Source organism: Sinobaca sp. TMA16-18 (assembly GCF_059510535.1).
In genome coordinates this window covers 185,332-210,322 of record NZ_JCAKFM010000001.1, presented here as the reverse complement: position 1 = coordinate 210,322, position 24,991 = coordinate 185,332, and the positions used below count along the sequence as shown (strand labels likewise).

Genomic DNA, 24,991 nt, shown 5'->3' with positions numbered 1-24,991 from the left:
AGCTTTTAATAACTGTGCAAAAATGATGATACTTTGTAATCCTTCACTATATTAAATAGAAGAAAAACGATTTTTTTAAAAGATGTTTGACAAAGATATCTAAAGTGTTTGATAATGGTGAAGATTTTAAAAGGGAAAAGGGGGAGGAAACTCCAACTATGGCAGATTATCTAGTAATCGTTGAATCTCCCGCTAAAGCGAAAACAATCGGGAAATATCTTGGCAAAAAATATACGGTGAAAGCTTCGATGGGGCACATTCGGGATCTTCCGAAAAGTCAAATGGGAGTAGATACAGAAAACCGCTATGAGCCCAAGTATATAACGATACGCGGGAAAGGGCCTGTGTTAAAAGAATTAAAAACAGCCGCAAAGAAGGTTAAAAAAGTGTATCTCGCAGCTGACCCCGACAGAGAAGGGGAAGCGATCGCGTGGCATTTAGCGCACAGCTTGAACATTGATGAAACCTCACCTTGCCGGGTTGTTTTTAACGAAATAACAAAAACGGCCATTAAAGATGCATTTAAAGACCCAAAACCAATTAACATGGATTTAGTGGATGCGCAGCAGGCAAGACGAATTCTTGATCGACTGGTCGGGTACAATATTAGTCCCCTGTTATGGAAAAAAGTAAAAAAAGGACTCAGTGCCGGACGTGTGCAGTCCATTGCCGTCAAAATGATTATTGATAGAGAAAAAGAAATTCAGGCGTTCATTCCGGAAGAATACTGGAGTATTGAAGGAACATTCAGCACAGGAGAAGAATCTTTTGATGCCAAGTTCCATCAGCTGGATGGTAATAAAGCAACCCTTCAGACGCAGGAAGACGTTAATGAAGTAACCGGCCGGATGAAGGGCGATAATTTTACGATCCAGAAAGTAACCAAAAAGGAAAGAAAACGAAATCCCGTTCAGCCTTTTACGACTTCTTCCCTGCAGCAGGAAGCCGCAAGAAAACTTAACTTCCGTGCAAAGAAGACCATGATGATTGCCCAGCAGCTCTATGAGGGAATCGACTTGGGGAAAAAAGAAGGAACGGTTGGTTTAATTACCTATATGAGAACGGATTCAACAAGAGTTTCCGACACTGCCAAAACAGAAGTGAAGTCGTTTATTGAAGAAAAATACGGCGAGGAATACACCCGGAAAGATACGCCGCAGCCGGCGAAAAAGAAAAACAACACACAGGACGCCCATGAGGCCGTCCGTCCAACTTCTGTCACGTACGAACCTAAAAATGTAAAACCAAACTTATCAAGAGACCAGTACCGCTTGTATAAACTAATCTGGGAGCGTCTTGTAGCAAGTGAGATGGCCCCCGCTGTGATGGATACCATGAGTGTGGATCTGGAAAACAACGGCGTAATGTTTAGAGCGACTGGTTCCAAAATTAAGTTTGCCGGTTTTATGAAGGTGTATGTTGAAGGCAGAGACGATGGCAAAAAAGAAGAAGACCGGCTGCTTCCGGACTTAAAAGAAGGCCAGGAAGTACAAAAAGTCGAAATAGAAGAAAATCAGCATTTTACGCAGCCGCCTCCACGCTATACGGAAGCAAGGCTCGTAAAAACAATGGAAGAATTGGGGATAGGCCGTCCGTCCACCTATGCGCCGACCCTGGATACGATCCAGCGCAGAAATTACGTTTCCCTGCAGGACAAGCGTTTCGTTCCTACAGAACTGGGAGAAATTGTCCTGGAGCTCGTAGTGGAGTTTTTCCCAGAAATTCTGGACGTTGCTTTTACTGCCAAAATGGAAAGTGACCTGGATTTTGTGGAAGAGGGCAGTGAAAATTGGATCGAAATTATTGATGCCTTTTACCAGGGATTCGATAAGCGCTTAAAAGTAGCTGAGGAAGAAATGCGTGAAGTAGAGATAAAAGACGAACCGGCAGGTGAAGACTGCGAACTCTGCGGAAACGCGATGGTATACAAAATGGGCCGCTACGGAAAATTTATGGCCTGTTCCAATTTCCCGGACTGCCGTAATACGAAAGCAATCGTTAAAGACATCGGCGTAAAATGCCCTACGTGTAAAACAGGAAATGTGGTTGAAAGAAAAAGTAAAAAACAGCGTACATTTTATGGGTGCGACCGCTACCCTGAATGTGAATTTGTATCGTGGGACAAGCCGATTTCAAGAGAGTGCCCGAAAGGCGATCATCTGCTTGTTGAAAAGAAAACGAAAAAAGGGGTACATGTTGAATGTACCGTATGTGATTATAAAGAAGAGCCGAACTAAATCATGAAGCAGAACCACACAAGAGCAGACACCCCTTTGAAAAAAGGGGTTTTGCTATGCAGTATGTACAATGGAAGAAACACGTCGATAGTAAAAAAATGAAACGAAGAAAGGAATGGGGCGTATGAATAAAGAGCATACAGTTACGGTAATAGGGGCAGGCCTGGCAGGAAGTGAAGCAGCCTGGCAGCTGGCTAATAGAGGCATAAACGTGAAATTATATGAAATGAGACCGGTTAAACAGACGCCGGCTCACCATACAGACAAATTTGCCGAACTGGTCTGCAGCAACTCCCTGCGCGGAAACAGCCTGGCCAACGCGGTAGGCGTACTGAAAGAAGAAATGAGACAGCTTGATTCGGTTATTATTAAAGCAGCGGACTACTGCGCCGTTCCGGCAGGAGGAGCCCTTGCGGTTGACCGCCATGAATTTGCAGCTAAAGTTACGGAACTTGTCAAAGAGCACGAGCTCGTTGAAGTCCACCATGAAGAAATTACGGAAATTCCCGATGGACCTGTCATTATTGCCACAGGACCGCTCACTACCGAGAAACTGTCAAAGCAGATTCAGGAGTTAAGCGGACAGGAGCATTTGTATTTTTATGATGCAGCCGCTCCTATTATTGAAACAGACAGTATCGACATGAACAAAGCGTATTTGAAATCCCGCTACGATAAAGGGGAAGCGGCCTACATTAACTGTCCGATGACAGAAGAAGAATTCGAACGGTTTCACAAGGCACTCACCGAAGCAGAAACCGTTCCTTTAAAAGAGTTTGAAAAAGAAATTTTCTTTGAAGGATGCATGCCGGTGGAAGTGATGGCAAACCGCGGCAAAAAAACGCTTTTGTTTGGCCCGATGAAACCGGTAGGGCTTGAGCATCCGGAGACAGGGAAACGTCCGTATGCGGTTGTGCAGCTGCGCCAGGACAATCAGTCGGGTACACTTTATAACATTGTAGGCTTTCAAACCCATTTAAAGTGGGGGCCGCAAAAAGAAGTCCTGCGCCTTATACCGGGTCTTGAAAATGCAGAAGTAGTGCGCTATGGCGTAATGCACCGTAATACGTTTATTAATTCACCAAATCTAATGGAACCGACGTACCAGACGAAAGCAAGAAAAGACTTGTTTTTTGCCGGTCAGATTACAGGCGTAGAAGGATATGTGGAATCTGCAGCGGCAGGACTGGTGGCCGGTAGAAACGCAGCTCATTTAGTCAAAGGCGAAGAACCGGAAGTTCTTCCTCATGAAACGGTCATTGGCGCACTGGCTCATTATATTACGACCGCAGATCCGAAGAATTTCCAGCCGATGAATGCCAACTTTGGCCTGTTATCCCCGCTGGAGCCAAGAATCCGTAAAAAACAGGAACGAAATGAAAAGCTGGCTGATCGGGCATTGGAATCCATTCAGAATTTTATGAAAAAATAATATATTGGGTTGCGGTTACATTCTCTCCTGTGATAAGATTTAATAGCTTTTGTCAATGAGGTGACGTGAATGCAGGAATCAGCATTACACCAAGAGGTTCAATCATTTATTCGCTATTTGCAAATAGAAAAAAATGCTTCTTCTTTGACGATCAAAGCGTATAAAGAAGATATTGCGGCTTTTTTTGCATTTTTGCAGCAGGAAGGCCTTCATTATGGCGACCAGATAGATACAGCTGTTGTGAGGCAGTATTATACGCATTTGTTTTCCAAAAATTATGAAAGAGCAACGCTCGCCCGCAAAATTTCCGCTCTCCGGACATTTTATAAATATTTAAAACGTGAAGAAAAAGTAGCGGTTAACCCTTTTCAGGCAGCAGTGCTGCCAAAAAAACAGCAGAAACTGCCGCGGTTTTTGTACACAAAAGAACTGGAAAAGCTGTTTCAGTCTTTTGATACATCCAAACCTGCCGGACAAAGGGATCTGGCCTTGTTTGAACTGCTTTATTCGACGGGAATGCGTATCAGCGAGTGCACATCACTAACGGAAGCGGATGTGGATAATGCGACGCAGATGATCCTGGTGGAAGGAAAAGGCCAGAAGCAGCGCTATATACCTGTCGGCTCTTTTGCTCTTGAGGCAGTTACCAGTTACCGGGAGCAGGGCAGAAAACTGCTCGCCGCTAAAAACAACGGGGAAGATCAGGCTTTGTTCTTAAATAATAGAGGAAAAGCTTTAACAGATAGAGGCTGTCGTTACATTGTGGAGAAAAGGGTAAAAGACGTCTCAAATACTTTAAAGCTCTCTCCCCATGACCTCAGACATACATTTGCCACCCATATGCTTGATAATGGAGCAGACTTGAGAAGTGTACAGGATCTGCTTGGTCACGAACATTTATCCACCACGCAGATATATACACATGTGACGAAAGACCGTTTAAAACAGGTGTATGACAAAGCTCATCCCAGAGCGGAGAAAAGAGAGGACTGACTTATGGATCAATCTTTTCATGCAACAACTATTTTTGCAGTCAGGCATAACGGCCGCAGTGCGATGGCCGGTGACGGCCAGGTAACGTTCGGACAGGCAGTGGTCATGAAACATACGGCTAAAAAAGTAAGAAAAATTTATAACGGCCAGGTACTGGCAGGTTTTGCAGGCTCCGTTGCAGATGCATTTACTTTGTTTGATATGTTCGAAGGAAAACTCGAACAGTGGAAAGGCAACCTGCAGCGTGCAGCGGTGGAAGTTGCAAAAGAGTGGCGCAGCGATAAGGCGCTTAGAAGACTGGAAGCCATGCTGATTGTAATGGATAAAGATACGCTGCTTCTTGTAGCCGGCACCGGCGAAGTCATTGAACCGGATGACGATATGATTGCTATCGGCTCGGGCGGAAATTACGCCCTTGCAGCCGGGCGCGCCCTAAAAAATTATGCTCCGAATATGGAAGCAAAGGCTATTGCAGAGGCGGCTCTCCGGACAGCTGGAGAAATCTGCGTCTTCACAAATGACCAGCTGACAATGGAAGAAATTCACGAAGCATCTGAATAATAATGAGTTAAGGCTGGAAGGGAGAACAGAGCATGAGCATATCGCTTACCCCCAAAGAAATAGTTGAAAAACTGGATCAATATATCGTAGGACAGCACTCTGCCAAACGCTCCGTAGCGGTAGCGCTTCGTAACCGTTATCGCAGAAGCAGGCTGACTGAATCCGTCCAGGAGGAAATCACTCCAAAAAACATTCTTATGATCGGCCCCACCGGCGTTGGTAAAACCGAAATTGCCCGCAGGCTTGCTAAATTGGCCGGAGCACCGTTTGCAAAGGTGGAAGCAACAAAATTTACAGAAGTAGGCTATGTCGGCCGTGATGTGGAATCAATGATCCGTGATCTGGTGGAAACATCAGTAAGGCTTGTAAAAGAAGAAAAGATGACGAGTGTTCAGGGAGAAGCAGAGCGCGAGGCAAACAAAAGGCTCGTTAAGCTGCTCGTGCCCGAGAAAAAGAAAAACAACTCCTCTGTAAAAAACCCATTTGAAATGTTCTTTCAGCAGCAGAATGGAGAGGAGGAGGAAGAACCGGAGCAGGAAGATCAGACAATTGCGCAGCAGAGACGACAGACAGAGCATAAGCTGCGCATGGGAGAACTTGAAGACCATATCGTTGCAGTGGAAGTAGAGCAGCAGTCTTCTTCCATGGCAGATATGTTCCAGGGTGCCGGTATGGATCAAATGGGAATGAACATGCAGGAAATGATGAGCAGCATGCTTCCGAAGAAAAAGACCTCACGCAAGCTGACTGTAAGAGATGCGAGAAAAGTAATAACGGAGCAGGAAGCCCAAAAGCTTGTAGATATGGATGAAATAGGCCAGGATGCTGTATTTAAAGCAGAACAGCTCGGCATTATTTTTATAGATGAAATAGATAAAGTAGCAGGCAAGCAGCAGAGCAGCAGTGCAGATGTATCACGGGAAGGCGTGCAGCGTGATATTCTTCCCATTGTAGAAGGATCAACCGTCACGACGAAATACGGCCCTGTAAAGACCGACCACATTCTATTTATTGCAGCCGGAGCCTTTCATATGTCGAAGCCTTCCGACTTAATTCCGGAGCTCCAGGGGCGCTTTCCTATCCGTGTGGAGCTGGACAGCTTAAATATAGAAGACTTTATTAAAATTTTAAAAGAACCCGATCACGCGTTGTTGAAACAGTACCAGGCACTGCTTGCAACAGAAGGCATCAATGTGGAGTTCACCGATGCGGCCATCAGAAAGATCGCAGAGCTTGCCCTGGAAGTAAACCAGCAGACTGAAGATATAGGTGCAAGAAGGCTTCATACGCTTCTGGAGCGGCTTCTGGAGGACCTTTCCTTTGAAGCCTCGAGTATTACAATGGACAAAATAACAATAACCCCGGAATATGTAGAAGAAAAATTGGACTCAATAGCTAAAGATAGAGATATGAGCCGATATATTTTATAGGGGACAAGGAGGATGCATCAATGGATTTACTAACGAAAACCAGAAAAATTAATGAGATGCTTCAAAAAACAACAGGAGACCATGTGAATTTTAAGGATATGGCAGAGACGCTTCAGGAAGTTATCGGGGCCAACGTATTTGTAGTCAGCCGCCGCGGAAAGCTGCTCGGTTTTTCTATTAAGCAGGAAATTGAAAACGAAAGAATGAAAAAAATGCTTGAAGAAAGACAATTTCCGGAAGAATACACCACCGGCCTTTTCAAACTCGAAGAAACGTCCCCGAACCTTGATGTAGACAGTGAATACACGGCTTTTCCAGTTGAAAACAAGGAATTATTTAAATCGGGACTTACCACTGTCGTGCCAATCAGCGGCGGCGGCCAGCGTCTTGGCACACTTGTACTGGCAAGACTGAATGAGTCATTTAATGATGATGACCTGATTCTGGCTGAATACGGCGCAACCGTTGTAGGCATGGAAATTCTTCATGAAAAAACACAGGAAATCGAAGAAGAGGCAAGAAGCAAAGCGGTCGTACAAATGGCTATCAGCTCTTTGTCTTACAGTGAATTAGAAGCTGTTGAGCATATCTTTGAAGAATTGGACGGCAAAGAAGGACTGCTTGTTGCAAGTAAAATTGCAGACCGCGTCGGTATTACAAGATCGGTTATCGTTAACGCACTAAGAAAGCTGGAAAGTGCGGGAGTTATTGAATCAAGGTCGCTTGGCATGAAAGGTACGTATATTAAAGTGCTTAATGATAAATTTCTAATAGAATTAGACAAAATTAAATCCAGTAACTAAACGTTACCCCCTCCTCAACCAGGCGGGGCTTTTTTTTATGCCAAAATAGCAGTGCTTCTAAAAAACGTAGTACTAAAGGGTGGTAAATAGGACTATATATTTAAACTGGGTATTTATTAGCGACTTTATAAATAACTAAAACTCTATTAGACAAACGTCCTATTTTTTTATACAATTTGAATAGTTATCCTAGTTAAATGTAATTATTTGGAATAAATACTGTCAAAATGTCTTGATATAAAAGTTTGTTAATAACAATAAAAAAGGAGGAATGAGTATGGGATTGTTTGATTCCACCACAATTCAACAGCTGGAAAGAGGATTATCAGGAGCTGCCAATGAGCAGAAAGCTATTTCGCAAAACATAGCAAATGCTGATACACCGGGATATAAAGAGAGAAGAGCCTCATTTAAACAAAGCCTGGAACAAGCTTCTGCCGAGCAGGGTCTTCAGGCTCATAAAACAAATGCCAAACATATAAACTTTAGTAATGGGGATAAAGATTCATACATAAACGAAAAGACCCAGGAAATGTATCATGCTAATGGGAATGGTGTGGATATTGATAAAGAAATGTCCGAGCTTGCTAAAAATCAGCTTTACTTTAATGCTGTGACAGATCGTCTCAGCGGAAAATACAGCAGTTTGAAAACAGCTGTACGGGGAGGATCCTGATAAATGGGATTATTTGATGGTATTAATGCATCAGCAAGTGCATTGACGGCTCAGCGGCTGCGCATGGATGTTACTTCTGCCAACGTAGCAAACGCGGATTCCACGCGGGGCAGGCTGGTGGACGGAGAGTGGGAACCTTATAGAAGAAAAATGGTTGCTTTTGAGCCGCAGGAAAATTTTTCTTCCCACCTGTCACAGGCGATGAAAGAGGGCGGCACGGATCAGGGCGGTGTCAACGTGCGAACGATTCAGGATGACACGACGCCTTTCCGTGAAGTGTATCAGCCTGAGCATCCTGAGGCTGACGAAGAAGGATATGTGCAGCTGCCAAACGTTGACCCATTAAAAGAGATGGTAAACATGATGGGGGCCACAAGATCATATGAAGCCAACGTTACAGCAATGAATGCGACAAAAAATATGATGCTCAAAGCACTTGAAATTGGAAGAAACTAATAGAAACGAGGCAGAAAAATGAATATAGAATCCGTTATGCCTAATAGTGCCTCTGGTGCGCTGCAGCAAAAGCCGGCTGAAAATACTCCGGCGGAAGCGATGAATTCATTTAAAGACGTATTAAACGACGCCGTATCAAATGTAAATAAAGCGTCCCTGCATTCAGATGAAATGACAACAAAACTTGCAACAGGAGAAACAGACAATCTGCACGAGGTCATGGTGGCCGCAGAGAAATCAAGTGTGATGCTGCAAACGACAGTTGAAGTAAGAAACAAAGTAATTGAAGCTTATCAAGAAATTATGCGCATGCAGGTATAAGAAAGCAGGGCGAGAGCTGGGGGAGCTATGAAAGAACAATTTTCAACATTAAGAGCGAGATGGAAAGAGTACTGGTCTGCTAAAACAAAAAAGCAACGGGTAGTATTAATAAGCGGCCTTCTTGCTATTATTCTATTTTTCTTTTTGCTGCTTTTCTTCACGATGAGAACCAATTACGTTACGTTGTATACGGATCTCCCAGCCGCTGAAGCAGGGCAGATAAAAGAAAGCCTGGACGCCAAAGGCGTAAAGTCCGAGATTACAAACGATGGAACCAGCATAAGCGTGCCTAAAGAACAGGCGGATGCGCTTAAAGTAGAACTCGCCTCGGAAGGGATTCCGGAAAGCGGCGCGATCGATTATACCTTCATTGAAGACCAGATGGGCTTTGGTATGACAGATAATGAATTTTCCGTCATGGAACGGGCTGCTATGCAGACAGAGCTTCAGGGACTCATTCAAAACATAAACGGCGTGGAAGCGGCGAGCGTGATGATCACGCTGCCGGAAGAGTCAACCTGGCTTGCCGATGAAGCCGGAACAGCCACGGCTTCTATTGTTGTGGAAATGGGAACGGCAACGCTTGAAGAAGCAGAAATCAAAGCACTTTATCACCTGGTCTCCAAAAGTGTACCGAACCTCCCCGTGGAAAATGTAGTCATTATGAACCAAAATTCAGAGCAGTTTGATTATGACGGCGGCGGTTCCGGAGGAACAATGAGTGCCTTTGAAGAACAAAACGAGATCCAGAAGCAAATTGAAAAGGATCTTCAGCAGCAGCTGCACCAGATGCTGGGTACGATGATGGGAAATGATAAAGTGGTCGTTTCCGTGACCACCGATATTGACTTCACCCAGGAAAACCGGGAAGAAGCACTCGTAGAACCTGTTGATGAAGAAAATATGGAAGGGCTGGAAGTAAGTGCAGAACGAATCACCGAGACGTTTGAAGGCGCCGATCTTGAAGAAGGCGGCGTCGTTGGAGCCGGTGAAGAAGACATTGCTAATTATCCTGCAGGAGCTTTCGGCGCAGCCGGAGATTCCGAACGCACGGAAGAAAGAATTAATACAGAAGTAAACCGGATTCATAAAGAAATTGCAGAAAGTCCTTATAAAATAAGGGATCTGGGGATACAGGTAATGGTGGAACCGCCGGATCCGGAAGATCCCAACTCGCTGCCGGCTGAAAGCATAGCCGATATTGAGGATATTCTTACAACCGCCGTAAGTACGAGCATCGATGAAGAATTCCTGAATGAAGAAAATGCCGGAGATGTTGAAGACAAAATCTTTGTGTCTTCCCAGGTATTTAATGGAAAAGCAGAAGTAGAAGAAGCTGGAAACGGCCTGCCATGGTGGGTTTATGTAGTAGGAGGGGTTCTTGCTGCCGCAGTCGTTGTTCTTGTCATTATTCTCGTCCGCCGCAGAAAAGTGGAAGAAGAAGAGGAAGCAGACATTGATGAACTGGAAGCGGCCGCAGGACCTGAAGCTGTTCTGCCGCTTGAAGAACCACAGGAGTCGCCGGAGAAGGCTAAAAGAAAACAGCTGGAAAAGCTCGCTAAAGAAAACCCGGATGAATTCACAAAGTTATTAAGAACGTGGCTTTCTGATGATTAAAAGAGAGGAGGCAGTGCAGTGGTGAAAACAAAAGACAAATTAAACGGCCGGCAAAAAGCGGCCATTCTTCTTATCTCTATGGGACCGGATGTCAGTGCCGGCGTGTATAAGCACTTAACAGAACAGGAAATAGAAAAATTAACGCTTGAAATTGCGAACGTGCGCCGGGTGGAAAATGATGTGAAAGATACCATAATGGACGAATTCCATCACATTGCCATGGCCCAGGAGTACATTACGCAGGGTGGTATCGGATACGCCAAAAATGTTCTTGAAAAAGCACTTGGAGAAGATCACGCGATGAAGATGATTGAAAGGCTTACTTCGACACTGCACGTCAAACCATTTGACTTCGCCAGAAAAGCAGATGCGGGCCAGATTCTTAACTTTATTCAAAATGAACACCCCCAGACCATTGCGCTCATTCTTTCTTATCTTCAGTCCGAGCAGGCCGGGCAGGTTTTATCGGCACTGCCCGAAAAACTGCAGGCAGATGTAGCAAAACGTATTGCGACAATGGACAGTACATCCCCTGAGATTGTCAGCCAAGTGGAACACATTCTGGAACAGAAGCTTTCTGCGACCGTAACGCAGGACTATACGGAAGCCGGCGGCATTGAGTCAGTGGTGGAAGTATTAAACAGCGTAGACAGGGCAACCGAACGAACGATACTGGAAGCACTGGAAGCAGAAGATTCTGAACTGGCTGAAGAAATTAAAAAACGGATGTTTGTATTCGAAGATATAGTAACGCTTGATAAACGTTCCATCCAGCGTGTAATAAGGGATGTAGAAAATGAAGACCTGCAGCTCAGCCTGAAAGTTGCAAGCGAAGAAGTAAAGGCGATTATATTTCAGAACATGTCAGATCGTATGGCAGACTCCTTTAAAGAAGAAATGGAATTTATGGGCCCTGTTCGTGTGAAAAGCGTGGAAGAAGCGCAGACGCGTATTGTTAATACGGTACGCCGCCTGGAAGAAAGTGGAGAGATTGTTATTACAAGAGGGGGAGGAGACGATATCGTTGTCTAGAGTGATTAAAGAAACACACGCGCTTTATGAGACATCTGAACGATCTATCGCTATTCACGCCTCTTTTATCCCTGAGAAACAAGTAGAACAGGGCTCGGCGATGCCGGACATTCACCGGAAAAGACTACGCGCGCGCCAGGTAGAAGCGGACGCCCGCGCCAAACTGGAACAGGCAGAGCGGGAACTCGAGGAGGTACGTTTTCAGATAAGCCGGGAAGAAGAGGATTCTAAAGCCAGAATCCAGCAGGCATTTGAAGAAGCGAAACAGGCCGGTACGGCAGAAGGCTTTGCAGAAGGCTACGAAGCTGGAAAAAAAAGCTGGAACGAAGAGATAGAAAAAGCAGAGCGTGTTGTTCATTCCTCCCGTCAGGAGAAAGAAGCCTATCTGGAAGCGTCGGAAGGGACGATCCTTACACTTGCCATGGCCGTAGCGGAACGGATGCTCGGCCGCTCTATTCTGCAGGAGGAAACGCTGTGGGTGGACCTGGTAAAGCAGGCGCTCGTGGAAGTAAAAGAGGAAAAAGAAATAACCATTTATGTAGCGCCTGATCAATATGATATTACGATCAGCCGCAAAGAAGAAATAGAAACTCTGCTTTATCAAAACCAGCAGCTCTGGATTGTACCGAGCCACCAACTTGAACAGAATCAATGTTCCATCGAAACGCCATTTGGAAGAGTAAATGCCTCTGTTGATACGCAGCTTGCCGAAATAAAACAGCAGCTGGAGCAGCTTCTGGCAGAAGGGGCTGCTGATGAAAGCCATTCAACTGCTTCCTAGCATCGAAAAGATCAACCCATACCTCCGTTATGGAAAAGTCACGAAAGTTGTCGGTTTAACGATTGAATCAAAAGGACCAAAAACATCGATAGGTGATCTCTGCTACATTCATCATGCTGATCATTCAACACCGATTACAGCAGAGGTGGTCGGATTTAAAGAAGAAAACGTGCTGTTGATGCCTTTGAAAAAAGGAACAGATATCAGTCCGGGAAGCCTCGTGGAAACGACGCGCAAACCGCTGCAGATATTAGCAGGACAGGGCCTTGTAGGCAGAGTGATTGACGGAATGGGTCAGCCCATGGACGGCAGGCCGCTTCCGTCAGGCCTGATGAAAGTAAATACGTCAAAAGAACCACCGAATCCCTTGTCGAGGCCCAGAATTACAGCACCAATGTCGCTTGGCATTAAAGTAATAGACGGGCTGCTGACAGTAGGGGAAGGACAGCGCGTAGGAATATTTGCAGGAAGCGGAGTCGGGAAGAGCACGCTCCTTTCCATGATTACGCGTTATTCGGAAGCCGATATTAATGTTATTGCGCTTATAGGAGAACGCGGACGCGAAGTGAAGGATTTTATTGAAAGAGATCTTGGAGAAGAAGGAATGAAGAAATCGATTGTCGTAGCTGCTACTTCTGACCAAACGGCTTTGATGAGAATAAAAGGGGCGATGACCGCCACGGCTGTTGCTGAATATTTCAGGGATCAAGGAAAAAAGGTAAATTTAATGATGGATTCGGTGACCCGTTTTGCAATGGCTCAGCGGGAAATAGGGCTCGCCGTAGGAGAACCGCCGACAACAAAGGGCTATACGCCTTCTGTATTCGCTATGCTGCCAAGTTTATTGGAACGGTCCGGGACAAGCAGAGAAGGATCGATTACCGCCTTTTACACCGTTTTGGTTGATGGAGACGATTTTAATGAACCTATTGCAGATGCAGTACGAGGTATACTGGACGGTCACTTTGTACTCGACCGCAGCCTTGCTGATAAAGCCCACTATCCATCCATCAATGTATTAAAAAGTGTCAGCCGGGTGATGAATGAGGTCGTTTCGCCCAGTCATGCAAAAGCTGCCAGGAAACTAAGAGAAATGCTGGCAACCTACACAGAAGCAGAAGATTTAATTCAAATTGGTGCCTACAAAAGAGGTTCTTCGCAGAAAATTGATGAAGCTGTTGCCATGAGAGAGCAAACATTAAAGTTTGTTCAGCAGGGGGAAACAGAACGTTTCAGCCTATTGGATGCAGAAGAGCAGTTATTAAAAGACTTTGGTGAAGGAGAGCAGCAATGAGTAAAACAAGAGATGTCTTTGAAAAAATGCTGAAGTGGCATGAGCAGGAAAAGCAGGCAAAAACAAAAGAATATCAGCAGGCGCTTACTTTTTTTGAAGAAACAGCTACAAAATTGTACGATCTTCTCCGAAAGAAAGAAGAGCAGGAAGGAAAAGATACGGAAGCGCTGAGAGCGGGAGTGCCGGTCCGCCACCTACAACATCATGGAAAAATAATGAAGTTTATGCATCAGGATATACATACACTCACGTTGGAAACAAACAAAGCGCGGTTTAAAATGGATACTGCCAAAGATGAACTGGCTGCGTCATTTCAGGAGTTCAAGAAATATGAAAAGCTGCTGGAAAAAAAGAAAGAAGAGGAAACGAAGCTTATAAAACAAGCCGATGCAAAATTAATGGATGAACTTTCTGCACGGGCCTTTGCTTTTAATGGGAGTTAACCCATGGCTAAAAATAAAAAACCACCCGTGGAAGAAAAAGAGAAAGAAAAAAAAGGCGGCATGCTGCAATGGTTCATACTGATTGTACTCGTGCCGGTTACCTTTGCAATCATTATCGGCGTCGTGATTTTATCAATGATGGGTGTTCCTCTTGCGGATATGGGTAAAAATGCCGCTGCCGGGATACCTGGGATTTCCACACTGATAGAAAATGAGCCGGAAGAAACGGCTGGAGGTTCGCCGGAAGATGCAGAGACGATCGCAGCGCTGGAAGAAGAAATACAATCGATGGAACAGCAGCTGATTGAAAAAGACGATGAACTCATTTCCCTGCAGGAAGAAGCGGAGGCCGCAGGAGAAGAAACGGATGCAGAAGAGGAAGAAATGGAAGCAAACCCTGAACTCGCTGAACTGGCTTCGATGTATGAAGAAATGTCCGCCAAAAATGCAGCAGCGATTTTAAATGAAATGGAAGATGCTCAAGTGATTCGTCATATGCAGGAAATGAATACAGAAAACCGCTCCGCTATATTAGAAAAAATGGAAGTGGAAAAAGCAGCAATAATCATGGGCGCCTTTGAAGAGCCGGCTGCAGAAACCGGATGACCATCATCGGCTCCCGGGAAAGGAGGTGAAATAGTGCAGGCGATTCAACAATTGCTCAACAATCCTGCTGTTAAATCAACAGGGCTCCCGCTGCAGCCGAAAGGAACCGGTACAGGTTTCATGGAAATGCTGGGAAAAGCGGGGAAAAATTATAATGAACTGCAGACAGCTGATCAGGATAATGTAAAAGAAGAATCAAAAAACAACACCGAAGAAGCGGAAGCGTCGTTGGAAAACATTCTGGATAAGCTCAAAGAGGTGTTCGCATCAAATCCGGAAGCATCTGTTTCTTCATCTGCGGCTTTGGAACTGCAGGCACGCCTGGAAGAACTTTCGTCTCCTCACTCCGGCATGTCAGATAAAGAGCGTATGGAGGAAATAAATACCCTTTTTCAGACATATGATGCCGAGCTTCTTGAAAACGAGCTCCATGTGTTCTTTGAACACAAGGAAATGCAGATGGAATTAACAGAGGTGGAGTGGGAGAAAGCTGAAGCTGAAGCTTTTCAGAAACAAGAAGCACATATAGAAGCAGCGGCAAGAACGCTGGAGCTTAATAAACGAGCTAAAGAAGAACTGGTTGTCTCAGCTGTGACAGCTCTTATTACTCTAAATAACGCCACAGAAAAAACTGCTTCTCTTTCAAAAGAAGACCTTTTGAAGCAGATGAATGTTCTGCAGCTAAAGATAGAAGCAGCGGCTGCCGGAAGTGAAGCAACAGCTGAGCACGATGGCCGGAAGATGCTGGAATATATATCTACAAAAGTGCCTCTGCTTAAAGAGCAGCCTGGGGTAAAAGAAGCCGTTTCAAATTTGGAGAAAGCAGTGCAATCCGGCACTGAACCTTCTGTTATAAAAAAAGCATTATCCGTTCTGGCTTCAGCATTGGACACATTAAAAGCATCTTTAAGTGATACACCGGCAAAGGAGTTTGGCAGCCCTGCTCTACAGGGGCTGTCCAGAAATATCGCAGCACGACCGCCTGAATGGTTGAAAACAACGCCGACAGGCAGCTCTTTTATACCTGCAGAAGAAAAGCAGACGGATACAGTAAAAGTACCGCCACTGTTCCTGAAAGATCAGGGGACGGCAGGCAATAGAAAAACGACAGAAGGTTATAAAGTGATTACAGATCCTGTCCGATTCGTACAGCTTTTATCCGATAAAAACGGAAGTGCCTCCACCCAGCCTGGAAAGCTGGAAGGAATACAGGTTGAAATGAGCACTATCCCGGTGTCGAGAATGGAAATGGGCACGGAACTAAATCAGCTTTTGGCAAAACCTGTATTGGAAACGGGGCCGCTTCCTCAGGTGCAGCAGGCGTTAATCCAGCTTGGGGAAGCAAAAACCGCTCATGGACGCCAACAGGAATTTATTAAACAGTTTCAAGACATATTGAATAGATCCTCTCTTCAGGCATTTAAGAACGGTACCCAGCAGCTTACTCTCATATTAAGACCTGCCCATTTGGGACGTATTGATATGAAAATCAGTTTAAAAGACGGCCTGATGACAGCTCAGCTTACTGCTTCTTCCAAAGGAGCAAGAGAAGTAATGGAACAGAACCTTCCTTCGTTAAGACAGAGCTTCGCCTCCCAGCAGCTGCAGGTGGAACGCATTGAAATCACCGAGCAGCAGGAGAGCCTCTTAAAAGAAAAAGAGGAACAGCAGGAACAGAGACGACGGATAATGGAACAGGCCGAGCCTGAATCTGATCTTGAAGAAGCGGCTTTTTCGGATGTTCTGGAAAACATAATCTTTAACGAGAAAGTGTAGGGATAAAATGAATAATGTAGACATGAATCATCTGCTTCCTCAGGACAATAAAGTGGCAGTTAAAAATGCAAAAGACGGTGCGCTTGGTAAAGACGAATTTTTGAAAATACTCATCGCCCAGCTGCAGAATCAGGATCCAATGAATCCAATGGAAGACAAAGAATTTATTGCGCAGATGGCTTCTTTTTCATCGCTCGAGCAAATGACAAACATGAATCAGTCACTGCAGAAGTTTACAGAGGCACAGGAAAGCGGATCGCTTGTACAGCACAGTCAGCTGATTAACAAAGAAATAACCTGGCAGTCTAAAGGAGACGAAGTAAACGGTTTTGCGGAAACGAAAGATCATCAAAACACGGTAACATCCGTTCAAAAAGACAGCAAAGGTTCCATCCGTTACCTGCTTGACAATAACAGCTGGATTGACAGTTCCCAGCTTGTACAGGTAAGAGCAGACAAAGAAACGGAAGAATCCCCAACTTTATAGAGAGGATCCTATCATATGATTCAGGATATTGGAAAGCAGAGCTGGAACCGGCTTCCGCATCCGGCAGGAGCGGCCGGGCAGTCCACGGACAAAGTGCGTACAGCTTCATTTGCTGATCTGCTCCACTCCCAGCAGGCAGAACCTCTGAAAATCAGTCGTCATGCTGAGAAAAGAATAATGGAGCGGGACGTGAGGGTATCAGATGGCGAATGGAAGGCAATAGAAGAAAAAATGCCGGAAGCCAAGCGGCAGGGCGTTAAAGATTCTGTCGTGTGGACAAGTCGGGCAGCGCTCGTCGTAAGCGCTGAAAACCATACCGTTATTACGGCTATGACTCATAAAGAAGCAAGCAATCACGTGTTCACCAATATTAACGGCACAATGTTCGTTAATGATGAAGCCTGACCTTACGAGGAAGCTTCAAGCATCAGGCCGACGCTTCTGATGCTCCCAAACTAAAACAAAAAAACCAGGAGGAATTATTATGATTAAATCCATGTATTCAAGTATTGCAGGTATGAAGAACTTTCAACAGAAGCTGGACGTAACGAGTAACAACATTGCCAACGTCAACACGTTTGGGTTCAAAAAAGGCAGAGCGACATTTCAGGATATGGTCAGCCAGCAGATGGGAGCAGCACAGGGCGCAGGAAACGGCCAGGGCGGGATTAACGGTAAACAGGTAGGTTCCGGTTCGAAAGTGGGAAGCATTGATACGGTTCATACGCAGGGAAGCCTGCAGAATACAGGGCGCCAGCTTGATCTCGGTATTTCCGGAGAAGGATTTTTCCAGGTGAACAACGGGCAGGAAGATTTGTATACTAGATCAGGTAACTTCTATCTGGACGAAGGCGGCACGATTGTAAACGCCGAGGGCATGATTCTTCAGGCTGAAGGAGGCGGACCGATTAATATTCCTGCGGATGCCCAGAGCTTCAGCATCAGCACAAATGGAACAGTAAATATTACAAATGCCGGCGGCCAGCAGGAAGAAGTCGGGCAAATAGCGCTTACTACGTTCAATAACCCGGAAGGCTTGGAAAAAGCCGGGGGCAGTACGTATAGAGCAACTGATAACTCCGGAGCAGGAGCCCAGGATATTCCTGGAGCAGACGGCAGAGGGGACCTTATTTCCGGCACGCTTGAAATGTCCAACGTGGACCTGGCAGATGAATTTACCGAAATGATCGTAGCACAGCGTGGTTTCCAGGCAAATACACGTGGTATTACTACAGCAGATGAGATACTGCAGGAACTGATGAGCCTGAAGCGTTAATTCTAAGAAAAGGAGAGCAGGCCGGATCAATCAGGTTTTCGGCCTGTTATATTACATATGATCACATTAACCAGGTTAACCGGCGACACGTTTTTATTAAACGTGCCCTTTATTGAACAGATTGAAGCCCGGCCCGACACAACGATTACGTTGTGGAGCGGGAAGAAAATTTTTGTGAAAGAGTCCCTGACAGAGGTGAAACTGCTCTGCGAAGAAGCATACCGTAAGATTGGCCTGGTGGGATCGATTATAAACCCGGAAAGGGAGAGCTAAGTGAAGAACAAAAAAGTGATGGGAATGCTGCTGATTTTTATAGTGACCGTTGGAGTGATTGGGGCTGGAGCGTTTTACTTTATAGATAATATGAGTTCAACAGCGGAAGCAGATGAGACCGAAGCAGAAGCCCTGTCTGCAGAAGAAATGGCGGAGAATTCCTGGGAATTGGAAGAATTAACAACAAACCTTGCGGATGATCATTTTATTAAAGCCTCTTTTAAAATTCAGCTGGACTCAGAAAAAGGCAGAGAAGAGCTGGAAAAAAGAGACTATCAAGTAAAAAATGCGATCATTATGGATTTATCCTCGCGTTCTGCAGAATCCCTGCAGACGACGGACGGACTTAAAGAAATGGAGCAGGCGCTTCAGGAAACCATTAACAAAGAAATGACAAAAGGCAAAGTGGTCAAAGTATACATCACCCAGCGCTTAATTCAATAGAAATAAAAGGAGGGGAGCAAGTGGCTGATGTATTATCCCAGGGAGAGATAGATGCCCTGATGTCTGCCCTTTCCACAGGAGAAATGAGTGCAGATCAACTAAAGCAGGAAGAACACGATAAAAAAGTGCGCACGTATGATTTTAAGCGGGCCCTTCGATTTTCTAAAGATCAAATACGAAGTCTTTCCAGGATTCATGAAAACTTTGCCCGGCTGCTGACGACGACTCTGTCCGCCCAGCTGCGGACGTTCGTTCAGATTTCTGTTTCTACGGTAGACCAGCTGCCCTACGATGAATTTATTATTTCCATACCGAAAATGACATTGTTGAACGTATTTGAAGCCCGGCCCATGGAAGGCCGTCTGCTGATGGAAGTCAATCCCAACATTGCCTATGCTATGATGGACCGCCTGCTCGGCGGACGCGGCAGCAGTGTGAACAAAATCGATAACCTCACTGAAATTGAAACGATCATAATGACGAGGCTTTTTCAGACAATGCTCGATTCATTTCAAGGGGCATGGGAGTCGGTTATGGAAATTGACCCGGTAGCAGAAGAAATGGAAGTAAATCCACAGTTTCTGCAGATGGTATCTCCTAATGAAACCGTCGTTGTGATTTCATTGTCAACGACGATAGGGGAAACAACAGGCATGATTAATATCTGTCTGCCCCACGTAGTCATGGAAGAAATACTTCCCGATATTTCCGGGCATTACTGGATGCAGACAGCTAAAAAAGAGACTAATCAAGATGAATACCTTAAGCTCTCCAATCAAATAAAAACAGCTCCGCTCAGCCTTCAGGCGGTACTCGGTCATTCGAGTATTACGATTGAAGAATTTCTACAGCTGTATGAAGGAGATGTTATTGAGCTTGACCAGAAGATTACGGATCCGCTCACTGTATTAACAGAAGGTGTACCAAAATATAAAGCCCAGCCGGGACGGCGCGGAAAGAAGCTGGCCGTGCAGATTATAGAAGACATAAAGGAGGACAAAAATGAGTGATGAGATGCTTTCCCAGGACGAAATTAATAAACTGCTGAAACGTGTGGCAGAAGAAGAGAGCAGCAGCGAAGAAGAAGAGCAGGAAACGCTGCAGCTGGATTCTATTGAAAAAGATGCGCTCGGGGAAATTGGAAATATTTCTTTTGGCAGTGCGGCGACCGCCCTATCAACATTGTTAAATCAAAAAGTGGAGATTACTACACCGGAAATTTCTGTCATTGACAGCTTGGAGCTGAATGAAGAATTTCCGGTTCCGCACGTCGCGGTAAACGTGGATTATACAGTAGGCTTTGAAGGCACCAACTTATTAGTCATTAATTCAACAGATGCAGCAATTATTGCAGACCTGATGATGGGCAACGACGGGACGTCTCCAGAAGCGATATTAAGTGACATGTATTTGAGTGCCATGCAGGAAGCGATGAATCAAATGATGGGTTCGGCCTCTACTTCGATGTCGACTATTTTTAATAAAAAAGTAGACATTTCCCCACCCGGCATTGAAGTCATGGACGTAGGAAATCAAAAAGGCACAAGTCATATTCCGACAGATAAAAAATTAGTGAAAATTGCTTTTAATATGAAAATCGGTACGTTGATAGATTCATATTTAATGCAGATTGTAACGATCCCATTTGCCAAGAAAATGGTGGAAGAATTGATGGGAAGCCCTGAAGACGATAAAACGGTGGAAGAGCAGGTCCCGGAAAGCAAGGCACCGCCTGCTGCCCCTGTGAGGGAGAACACGTCCAGACCTGTTTCTGAGCCAAAAGCACAGCCGGTTTCCAACCGGGTTGAAAATGCAGCCTTTTCTTCATTTGAAGAAATAGAGCGCGACACATCGGAGCCGAAGAATCTTGATATGCTTCTGGATATTCCACTCGAGGTTACCGTAGAGCTCGGGCGGACCAAAAAGTCGATCAAAGATATTCTCCATTTTTCGCAGGGGTCTATTATAGAACTGGATAAGCTGGCCGGAGAACCGGTGGATATTTTAGTGAACCAAAAACTGGTGGCACGTGGAGAAGTAGTTGTGATTGATGAAAATTTCGGCGTGCGTGTAACAGATATTGCAAGCCGGGAAGACCGTATCCGTCATATTCAATAAAATAGTTACCTGTCAGTGCGCGTTATCTCTATATAGAGATAACGTGTTTTTGGTATGGAGAAAAGCCGGGAATTTAAACTAGTTCTTTATCCCCTCCACAGAGAAACATCTTTTGGGGGATTTTAAACAGCCGTTCTAGTGCATGATGTGTGCAAGCCCCACTGGGGTAGTTATATAAAGAACTATAAAATTAAACTGGGCATTTATTACTAACATATTCAAAAACAAAAAGACTGTTAGACAAACGTCCTAAATTTTTGTACAATTTTATTAGTTGTCCTGATACTTTGTCATAAAATGGAATAAAAATTGTTAAAAAGTCATAAATAACCCGTAAAAAGAAGGAGGTTTTAAAAAATAGAGGAGCCTTCGACCCAAATATAAAAAATATTTGGATATAAATGCCTATGCTGTGAATCTGAGTCCACATGTTCTATTTGCAGCCATTCTGCATAACACACAAAACCTGCACACTATTTTACATACATAAAGATAAGAGGCGAAGCAATGATTAAAAAAACATGCAGCGTATGGCTTGTCGTTCTACTGTTTTTTCTTGGGATGGCCACAGTTGTTCAGGCGGAGGAAAATCGAACGTTAGACGATGCGCTTGAAGAAGGAACACCGCCGGCTGAAGAAACGGATGCTGCAGAAGAGGAAATTGCTCTTGTAGAAGAAAGAAGCGCGGTTATGATCTTCGGTCAGATGATTCTGGCACTGGCTGCTGTTATTACAATTATGTACCTGCTGCTGAAGTTCATTAATAAACGAACAAAAAAATACTCTGCCACCCAGACGATGCAGAATCTCGGCGGCGTTCCTCTCGGCCAGAACAAATCCGTTCAGCTTGTGAAAGTAGGGGACAGACTTCTAGTCGTCGGAGTCGGAGAATCCATTCAGCTTTTAAAAGAAATAGAAGATGAAGAAGAGAAAGAAAACTTATTGGAACAGCCGGATCCCGAACCATCCTTTTTCTTCAAGAAGAAAAATAACAAGGAAGACCATGAAGGCTTTCAATTTAAATCCATTTTGGATAAAAGACTGGAAGAAATAGAAAAAAACCGTAAGCCGGGAAGCGGAAGGGACGAAGGCTCATGATACTGATGTTTCCAAGTATTGATTTTGGTGCCTTTACAAGTGATGACCCGGAAAACATGGCAACGACGCTGCAGCTTGTAGCGCTTATGACGGTCTTATCTTTAGCACCCGCTATTCTTATTCTAATGACGAGCTTTACCCGAATTGTGATTGTACTCAGCTTTGTACGAATGGGACTGGCTACCCAGCAGATGCCGCCGAACCAGGTTCTTATCAGCCTGGCATTATTTATGACTTTCTTCATCATGGCCCCGGTGTTCTCGGATATAAACGAATCAGCGCTGACGCCGATGCTGGATGGGGAAATGACCCAGGAAGAAGCCTTTACTGAAGGAACGGAACCGTTAAAAGAATTCATGTCCCAGCATACAAGGGAAAAAGACCTGGCATTGTTTATGGGATATGCCGGACTGGAACGGCCGGAAACGCTTGAAGATGTTCCTCTGTCGGCTCTGATTCCCGCTTTTGCAATCAGTGAGCTGAAAACAGCATTCCAGATAGGGTTTCTTATATTTATCCCGTTTTTAGTTATCGATATGATTGTCGCGAGTATTCTCATGTCCATGGGTATGATGATGCTGCCGCCGGTTATGATTTCCCTGCCGTTTAAAATTCTGTTGTTTGTGCTCGTGGATGGCTGGTATTTAATTGTAGAATCGCTTTTATTAAGTTATTAGAGGGTGGAACGTTATGACGCCGGAGACGGTCATTAATATAGCAGAAAGCGGTGTCTGGATGGTATTCATTATTGCCGGTCCGCTGTTGGTTGTGGCTTTAGTTCTTGGATTTGGTGTAGCAATTTTTCAGGCTACGACACAGATCCAGGAACAGACGCTGGCATTTATACCGAAGATTTTTGGAGTACTGATCTGCCTGATATTGTTCGGGCCGTGGATGCTTTCCCAGATGGTGCATTTTACGTACCAGCTGCTTAGTAATTTAAACGACTTTATTGGATAGGGAGAACTATATGGAATGGATAGAGCAGCTGCCTGCATACTTATTGGTCCTGGCCAGAGTCCTGGCTTTTTTTACAACGATGCCTCTATTCTCTTATCGGAATGTTCCTTCCTACTTTAAAGTTGGACTGGGTATTTTCTTTGCTTTTTTTATCTTGTTCAGCATCGACGCGCCGGTAATGGAAGTAGACAGTACCTTCATACTTATTCTGTTTAAGGAGATACTCGTAGGCTTGAGTATCGGTCTGCTGGCGGGCATGCTTTTATACGCTGTTCAGACGGCAGGAATGTTTCTGGACACGTCACTTGGGTTTTTAATGGCCAATGTGATTGATCCGCAGACCGGCGCCCAGACGCCGCTGACAGGAGGGTATCTTTATACGTTTACGCTTCTGTTGCTTCTTGCACTCGACGGCCATCATATGATGCTCGATGGGATGTTTTACAGCTATAACTTTATTCCGATGGAGCAGGTGACACTTCCTTTCGGGGATGAAGAAGTCGTGCGGCATGTGGCGAAATCATTTGCGCTGATGTTTATGATCGCCTTCCAAATGGCGTTTCCTGTCATGGGGGCACTTTTTTTAGTGGATATAGCGCTGGGCATGATGGCGCGGGCAGTTCCGCAGATGAACGTATTTGTTGTAGGACTGCCGCTTAAAATATTTGCAGGGATGCCGCTTCTGGCTATCGGCCTGCCCAGCTTTTACTTAGTAGTGGAAAATCTTTTTGACCACACATATGAGGCGATGCGTGTGTTAATGACTTTGCTGGGGAGTGCATAATATGAAACTTCGTCTGGATCTGCAGTTTTTTTCGGGAGAAAAAACGGAAAAAGCTACCCCGAAGAAAAAAGAAGAGTCAAGAAACAAAGGTCAGGTGGCCAAAAGTAATGATGTTAATACGGCGCTCATGATGCTCGGTTTTTTCCTGTTTTTGTTCTTTTATGCCGGAACGGTAGGAGAATACCTTATGGACATGATGCGCCACGTTTTTACAGAATACCTGCTTCGGGACATTACAATTGCAAGCGTAGAGGACATCATGTTTGAAATGACGGTGGAATCGTCCATCGTGCTGCTGCCGTTGATGGCCGTGGCGGTCATGATCGGCACCGCCGCCGCTGCGATGCAGGTCGGGCTGAAGTATACACCGGAAGCGATAAAAATGAAGCTGGAGAAAATTGATCCGCTGAAAGGCTTCAAACGGATATTTTCCGCCCGGGCAATAGTTGAACTGTTCAAGTCCCTGTTTAAGATTACGCTCGTTGGGGCCGTCGTGTTTACTATCATTTATATTCACCTGGACGAGCTGCTGATGATGTACCAAAAGCATCCGCTGGACGGGTTTTACTTAATAGCCAGGCTCACCGGCCTGATTGGGGTCGCAAGTGCCATTCTGCTCGTTATTCTGTCAGTACCGGACTATATATACCAGCGTTATGATCACGAAAAACAGATGAGAATGTCCAAGCACGATGTAAAAGAAGAACACAAAAAGATGGAAGGGGATCCGCGCATTAAGTCGAAAAGGCGCCAAAAGCAGATGGACATGGCGATGAACCGGATGATGCAGGAAGTACCGAAAGCGGATGTTGTTATCACAAACCCGACCCACTTTGCGATTGTGCTCAAATATGAAGAAGGCTCGATGGCAGCTCCGATAATTACAGCTAAGGGAGCAGATTTTGTCGCTAAAAAGATTAAAGAGCTGGCCCGTGACAACCATATTCCAACGGTGGAAAATAAACCGCTCGCCCGGGCATTGTTCAGCCAGGCAGAAATCGGGGACGAAGTACCGGAAGATTTATTCAAAGCCGTGGCGGAAGTGCTCGCGTATATTTACCGGCTCAAACACAAAATATAAAAGGAAAGGAGG

Annotated in this window: 28 protein-coding genes; all 28 read left to right on the top strand. The window is 45.0% G+C overall.

Translation table 11 applies throughout. The features are described from left to right. The first annotated feature begins 158 nt into the window (after positions 1 to 158). The 28 genes from topA (at position 159) to flhB (ending at position 24,979) form a co-directional block, all read left to right on the top strand. Complete coding sequence (gene topA, locus AC5W14_RS01100) at positions 159 to 2,237, top strand: type I DNA topoisomerase (RefSeq protein WP_496059440.1); 2,079 nt, start codon at positions 159 to 161, stop codon at positions 2,235 to 2,237. Between the two features lie 124 nt (positions 2,238 to 2,361). Further along, positions 2,362 to 3,669 carry an FADH(2)-oxidizing methylenetetrahydrofolate--tRNA-(uracil(54)-C(5))-methyltransferase TrmFO gene (trmFO, locus tag AC5W14_RS01095; protein WP_496059441.1) on the top strand — a complete coding sequence of 436 codons (1,308 nt, stop codon included), beginning with the start codon at positions 2,362 to 2,364 and terminating at the stop codon, positions 3,667 to 3,669. A gap of 69 nt (positions 3,670 to 3,738) precedes the next feature. Further along, positions 3,739 to 4,662: a tyrosine recombinase XerC gene (gene xerC, locus AC5W14_RS01090; RefSeq protein WP_496059442.1), complete on the top strand. Its 924-nt coding sequence runs from the start codon at positions 3,739 to 3,741 to the stop codon at positions 4,660 to 4,662. Between the two features lie 3 nt (positions 4,663 to 4,665). Further along, positions 4,666 to 5,223, top strand: a complete 558-nt coding sequence (gene hslV / locus AC5W14_RS01085; protein ID WP_496059443.1) for an ATP-dependent protease subunit HslV — start codon at positions 4,666 to 4,668, stop codon at positions 5,221 to 5,223. A gap of 32 nt (positions 5,224 to 5,255) precedes the next feature. Then, entirely contained in the window at positions 5,256 to 6,653 is a 1,398-nt protein-coding gene (gene hslU, locus AC5W14_RS01080; RefSeq protein ID WP_496059444.1) for an ATP-dependent protease ATPase subunit HslU, read from the top strand. A 20-nt stretch (positions 6,654 to 6,673) separates the two neighbouring features. After that, complete coding sequence (codY, locus tag AC5W14_RS01075; RefSeq protein ID WP_496059445.1) at positions 6,674 to 7,456, top strand: GTP-sensing pleiotropic transcriptional regulator CodY; 783 nt, start codon at positions 6,674 to 6,676, stop codon at positions 7,454 to 7,456. 277 nt (positions 7,457 to 7,733) lie between these two features. Further along, the gene (gene flgB / locus AC5W14_RS01070) at positions 7,734 to 8,132 is read left to right on the top strand and encodes a flagellar basal body rod protein FlgB (RefSeq protein ID WP_496193501.1); all 399 of its coding nucleotides are present in this window, start codon (positions 7,734 to 7,736) and stop codon (positions 8,130 to 8,132) included. A 3-nt stretch (positions 8,133 to 8,135) separates the two neighbouring features. Next, positions 8,136 to 8,588: a flagellar basal body rod protein FlgC gene (flgC, locus tag AC5W14_RS01065; RefSeq protein WP_496059447.1), complete on the top strand. Its 453-nt coding sequence runs from the start codon at positions 8,136 to 8,138 to the stop codon at positions 8,586 to 8,588. Between the two features lie 18 nt (positions 8,589 to 8,606). After that, entirely contained in the window at positions 8,607 to 8,909 is a 303-nt protein-coding gene (fliE, locus tag AC5W14_RS01060; RefSeq protein WP_252313813.1) for a flagellar hook-basal body complex protein FliE, read from the top strand. 27 nt (positions 8,910 to 8,936) lie between these two features. Next, complete coding sequence (gene fliF / locus AC5W14_RS01055) at positions 8,937 to 10,526, top strand: flagellar basal-body MS-ring/collar protein FliF (RefSeq protein WP_496059448.1); 1,590 nt, start codon at positions 8,937 to 8,939, stop codon at positions 10,524 to 10,526. A gap of 18 nt (positions 10,527 to 10,544) precedes the next feature. Next, on the top strand, positions 10,545 to 11,558 hold the full coding sequence (gene fliG, locus AC5W14_RS01050; RefSeq protein WP_496059449.1) for a flagellar motor switch protein FliG: 1,014 nt from the start codon (positions 10,545 to 10,547) through the stop codon (positions 11,556 to 11,558). Position 11,559: 1 nt separating this feature from the next. Then, positions 11,560 to 12,339: a flagellar assembly protein FliH gene (gene fliH, locus AC5W14_RS01045; protein ID WP_496193681.1), complete on the top strand. Its 780-nt coding sequence runs from the start codon at positions 11,560 to 11,562 to the stop codon at positions 12,337 to 12,339. Beyond that, positions 12,314 to 13,633 (top strand): flagellar protein export ATPase FliI, encoded by a 1,320-nt coding sequence (fliI, locus tag AC5W14_RS01040; RefSeq protein WP_496059450.1) that lies wholly within the window; start codon positions 12,314 to 12,316, stop codon positions 13,631 to 13,633. The genes fliH and fliI overlap by 26 nt, the downstream gene beginning before the upstream one ends. Continuing rightward, a complete protein-coding gene (gene fliJ / locus AC5W14_RS01035; RefSeq protein WP_496059451.1) occupies positions 13,630 to 14,076 on the top strand; it encodes a flagellar export protein FliJ in 447 nt (148 codons plus the stop codon). Before fliI ends, fliJ begins: the two co-directional genes overlap by 4 nt. A 3-nt stretch (positions 14,077 to 14,079) precedes the next feature. After that, positions 14,080 to 14,682, top strand: coding sequence for a MotE family protein (locus tag AC5W14_RS01030; protein WP_496059452.1), 603 nt, complete (start codon positions 14,080 to 14,082; stop codon positions 14,680 to 14,682). Positions 14,683 to 14,715: 33 nt separating this feature from the next. Then, a complete protein-coding gene (locus AC5W14_RS01025; protein ID WP_496193500.1) occupies positions 14,716 to 16,458 on the top strand; it encodes a flagellar hook-length control protein FliK in 1,743 nt (580 codons plus the stop codon). A 7-nt stretch (positions 16,459 to 16,465) separates the two neighbouring features. Next, positions 16,466 to 16,945, top strand: coding sequence for a flagellar hook assembly protein FlgD (gene flgD / locus AC5W14_RS01020; RefSeq protein ID WP_496059454.1), 480 nt, complete (start codon positions 16,466 to 16,468; stop codon positions 16,943 to 16,945). Between the two features lie 15 nt (positions 16,946 to 16,960). Continuing rightward, complete coding sequence (locus AC5W14_RS01015) at positions 16,961 to 17,350, top strand: TIGR02530 family flagellar biosynthesis protein (RefSeq protein WP_496059455.1); 390 nt, start codon at positions 16,961 to 16,963, stop codon at positions 17,348 to 17,350. Between the two features lie 79 nt (positions 17,351 to 17,429). After that, on the top strand, positions 17,430 to 18,221 hold the full coding sequence (gene flgG / locus AC5W14_RS01010; RefSeq protein WP_496059456.1) for a flagellar basal body rod protein FlgG: 792 nt from the start codon (positions 17,430 to 17,432) through the stop codon (positions 18,219 to 18,221). A 57-nt stretch (positions 18,222 to 18,278) separates the two neighbouring features. After that, positions 18,279 to 18,494, top strand: coding sequence for a flagellar FlbD family protein (locus AC5W14_RS01005; protein WP_496059457.1), 216 nt, complete (start codon positions 18,279 to 18,281; stop codon positions 18,492 to 18,494). Beyond that, positions 18,495 to 18,938, top strand: coding sequence for a flagellar basal body-associated protein FliL (gene fliL / locus AC5W14_RS01000; RefSeq protein ID WP_496059458.1), 444 nt, complete (start codon positions 18,495 to 18,497; stop codon positions 18,936 to 18,938). A 20-nt stretch (positions 18,939 to 18,958) separates the two neighbouring features. Continuing rightward, positions 18,959 to 19,948: a flagellar motor switch protein FliM gene (fliM, locus tag AC5W14_RS00995; protein WP_496059459.1), complete on the top strand. Its 990-nt coding sequence runs from the start codon at positions 18,959 to 18,961 to the stop codon at positions 19,946 to 19,948. Continuing rightward, positions 19,941 to 21,056: a flagellar motor switch phosphatase FliY gene (fliY, locus tag AC5W14_RS00990; protein ID WP_496193499.1), complete on the top strand. Its 1,116-nt coding sequence runs from the start codon at positions 19,941 to 19,943 to the stop codon at positions 21,054 to 21,056. Before fliM ends, fliY begins: the two co-directional genes overlap by 8 nt. A 507-nt stretch (positions 21,057 to 21,563) precedes the next feature. Further along, on the top strand, positions 21,564 to 22,154 hold the full coding sequence (fliO, locus tag AC5W14_RS00985; protein WP_496193498.1) for a flagellar biosynthetic protein FliO: 591 nt from the start codon (positions 21,564 to 21,566) through the stop codon (positions 22,152 to 22,154). Then, on the top strand, positions 22,151 to 22,831 hold the full coding sequence (fliP, locus tag AC5W14_RS00980; protein ID WP_496059462.1) for a flagellar type III secretion system pore protein FliP: 681 nt from the start codon (positions 22,151 to 22,153) through the stop codon (positions 22,829 to 22,831). Before fliO ends, fliP begins: the two co-directional genes overlap by 4 nt. 13 nt (positions 22,832 to 22,844) lie before the next feature. Next, positions 22,845 to 23,114, top strand: coding sequence for a flagellar biosynthesis protein FliQ (gene fliQ, locus AC5W14_RS00975; protein ID WP_120192242.1), 270 nt, complete (start codon positions 22,845 to 22,847; stop codon positions 23,112 to 23,114). A 10-nt stretch (positions 23,115 to 23,124) separates the two neighbouring features. Further along, the gene (gene fliR, locus AC5W14_RS00970; protein WP_496059463.1) at positions 23,125 to 23,898 is read left to right on the top strand and encodes a flagellar biosynthetic protein FliR; all 774 of its coding nucleotides are present in this window, start codon (positions 23,125 to 23,127) and stop codon (positions 23,896 to 23,898) included. A gap of 1 nt (position 23,899) precedes the next feature. Next, complete coding sequence (gene flhB / locus AC5W14_RS00965) at positions 23,900 to 24,979, top strand: flagellar biosynthesis protein FlhB (RefSeq protein ID WP_496059464.1); 1,080 nt, start codon at positions 23,900 to 23,902, stop codon at positions 24,977 to 24,979. Positions 24,980 to 24,991: the final 12 nt, after the last annotated feature.

Excerpts from the sequence above, each read along its gene's own strand:
- hslU (WP_496059444.1), top strand. The coding sequence starts at position 5,256 with ATGAGCATATCGCTTACCCCCAAAGAAATAGTTGAAAAACTGGATCAA.
- flgB (WP_496193501.1), top strand. The coding sequence starts at position 7,734 with ATGGGATTGTTTGATTCCACCACAATTCAACAGCTGGAAAGAGGATTA.
- codY (WP_496059445.1), top strand. The coding sequence starts at position 6,674 with ATGGATTTACTAACGAAAACCAGAAAAATTAATGAGATGCTTCAAAAA.
- hslV (WP_496059443.1), top strand. The coding sequence starts at position 4,666 with ATGGATCAATCTTTTCATGCAACAACTATTTTTGCAGTCAGGCATAAC.
- trmFO (WP_496059441.1), top strand. The coding sequence starts at position 2,362 with ATGAATAAAGAGCATACAGTTACGGTAATAGGGGCAGGCCTGGCAGGA.
- fliI (WP_496059450.1), top strand. The coding sequence starts at position 12,314 with ATGAAAGCCATTCAACTGCTTCCTAGCATCGAAAAGATCAACCCATAC.
- fliJ (WP_496059451.1), top strand. The coding sequence starts at position 13,630 with ATGAGTAAAACAAGAGATGTCTTTGAAAAAATGCTGAAGTGGCATGAG.
- flgG (WP_496059456.1), top strand. The coding sequence starts at position 17,430 with ATGATTAAATCCATGTATTCAAGTATTGCAGGTATGAAGAACTTTCAA.
- fliY (WP_496193499.1), top strand. The coding sequence starts at position 19,941 with ATGAGTGATGAGATGCTTTCCCAGGACGAAATTAATAAACTGCTGAAA.
- fliE (WP_252313813.1), top strand. The coding sequence starts at position 8,607 with ATGAATATAGAATCCGTTATGCCTAATAGTGCCTCTGGTGCGCTGCAG.
- fliF (WP_496059448.1), top strand. The coding sequence starts at position 8,937 with ATGAAAGAACAATTTTCAACATTAAGAGCGAGATGGAAAGAGTACTGG.
- topA (WP_496059440.1), top strand. The coding sequence starts at position 159 with ATGGCAGATTATCTAGTAATCGTTGAATCTCCCGCTAAAGCGAAAACA.
- AC5W14_RS01030 (WP_496059452.1), top strand. The coding sequence starts at position 14,080 with ATGGCTAAAAATAAAAAACCACCCGTGGAAGAAAAAGAGAAAGAAAAA.
- AC5W14_RS01015 (WP_496059455.1), top strand. The coding sequence starts at position 16,961 with ATGATTCAGGATATTGGAAAGCAGAGCTGGAACCGGCTTCCGCATCCG.
- fliP (WP_496059462.1), top strand. The coding sequence starts at position 22,151 with ATGATACTGATGTTTCCAAGTATTGATTTTGGTGCCTTTACAAGTGAT.
- fliQ (WP_120192242.1), top strand. The coding sequence starts at position 22,845 with ATGACGCCGGAGACGGTCATTAATATAGCAGAAAGCGGTGTCTGGATG.
- fliO (WP_496193498.1), top strand. The coding sequence starts at position 21,564 with ATGATTAAAAAAACATGCAGCGTATGGCTTGTCGTTCTACTGTTTTTT.
- xerC (WP_496059442.1), top strand. The coding sequence starts at position 3,739 with ATGCAGGAATCAGCATTACACCAAGAGGTTCAATCATTTATTCGCTAT.
- flgC (WP_496059447.1), top strand. The coding sequence starts at position 8,136 with ATGGGATTATTTGATGGTATTAATGCATCAGCAAGTGCATTGACGGCT.
- flhB (WP_496059464.1), top strand. The coding sequence starts at position 23,900 with ATGAAACTTCGTCTGGATCTGCAGTTTTTTTCGGGAGAAAAAACGGAA.
- AC5W14_RS01005 (WP_496059457.1), top strand. The coding sequence starts at position 18,279 with ATGATCACATTAACCAGGTTAACCGGCGACACGTTTTTATTAAACGTG.
- fliR (WP_496059463.1), top strand. The coding sequence starts at position 23,125 with ATGGAATGGATAGAGCAGCTGCCTGCATACTTATTGGTCCTGGCCAGA.
- flgD (WP_496059454.1), top strand. The coding sequence starts at position 16,466 with ATGAATAATGTAGACATGAATCATCTGCTTCCTCAGGACAATAAAGTG.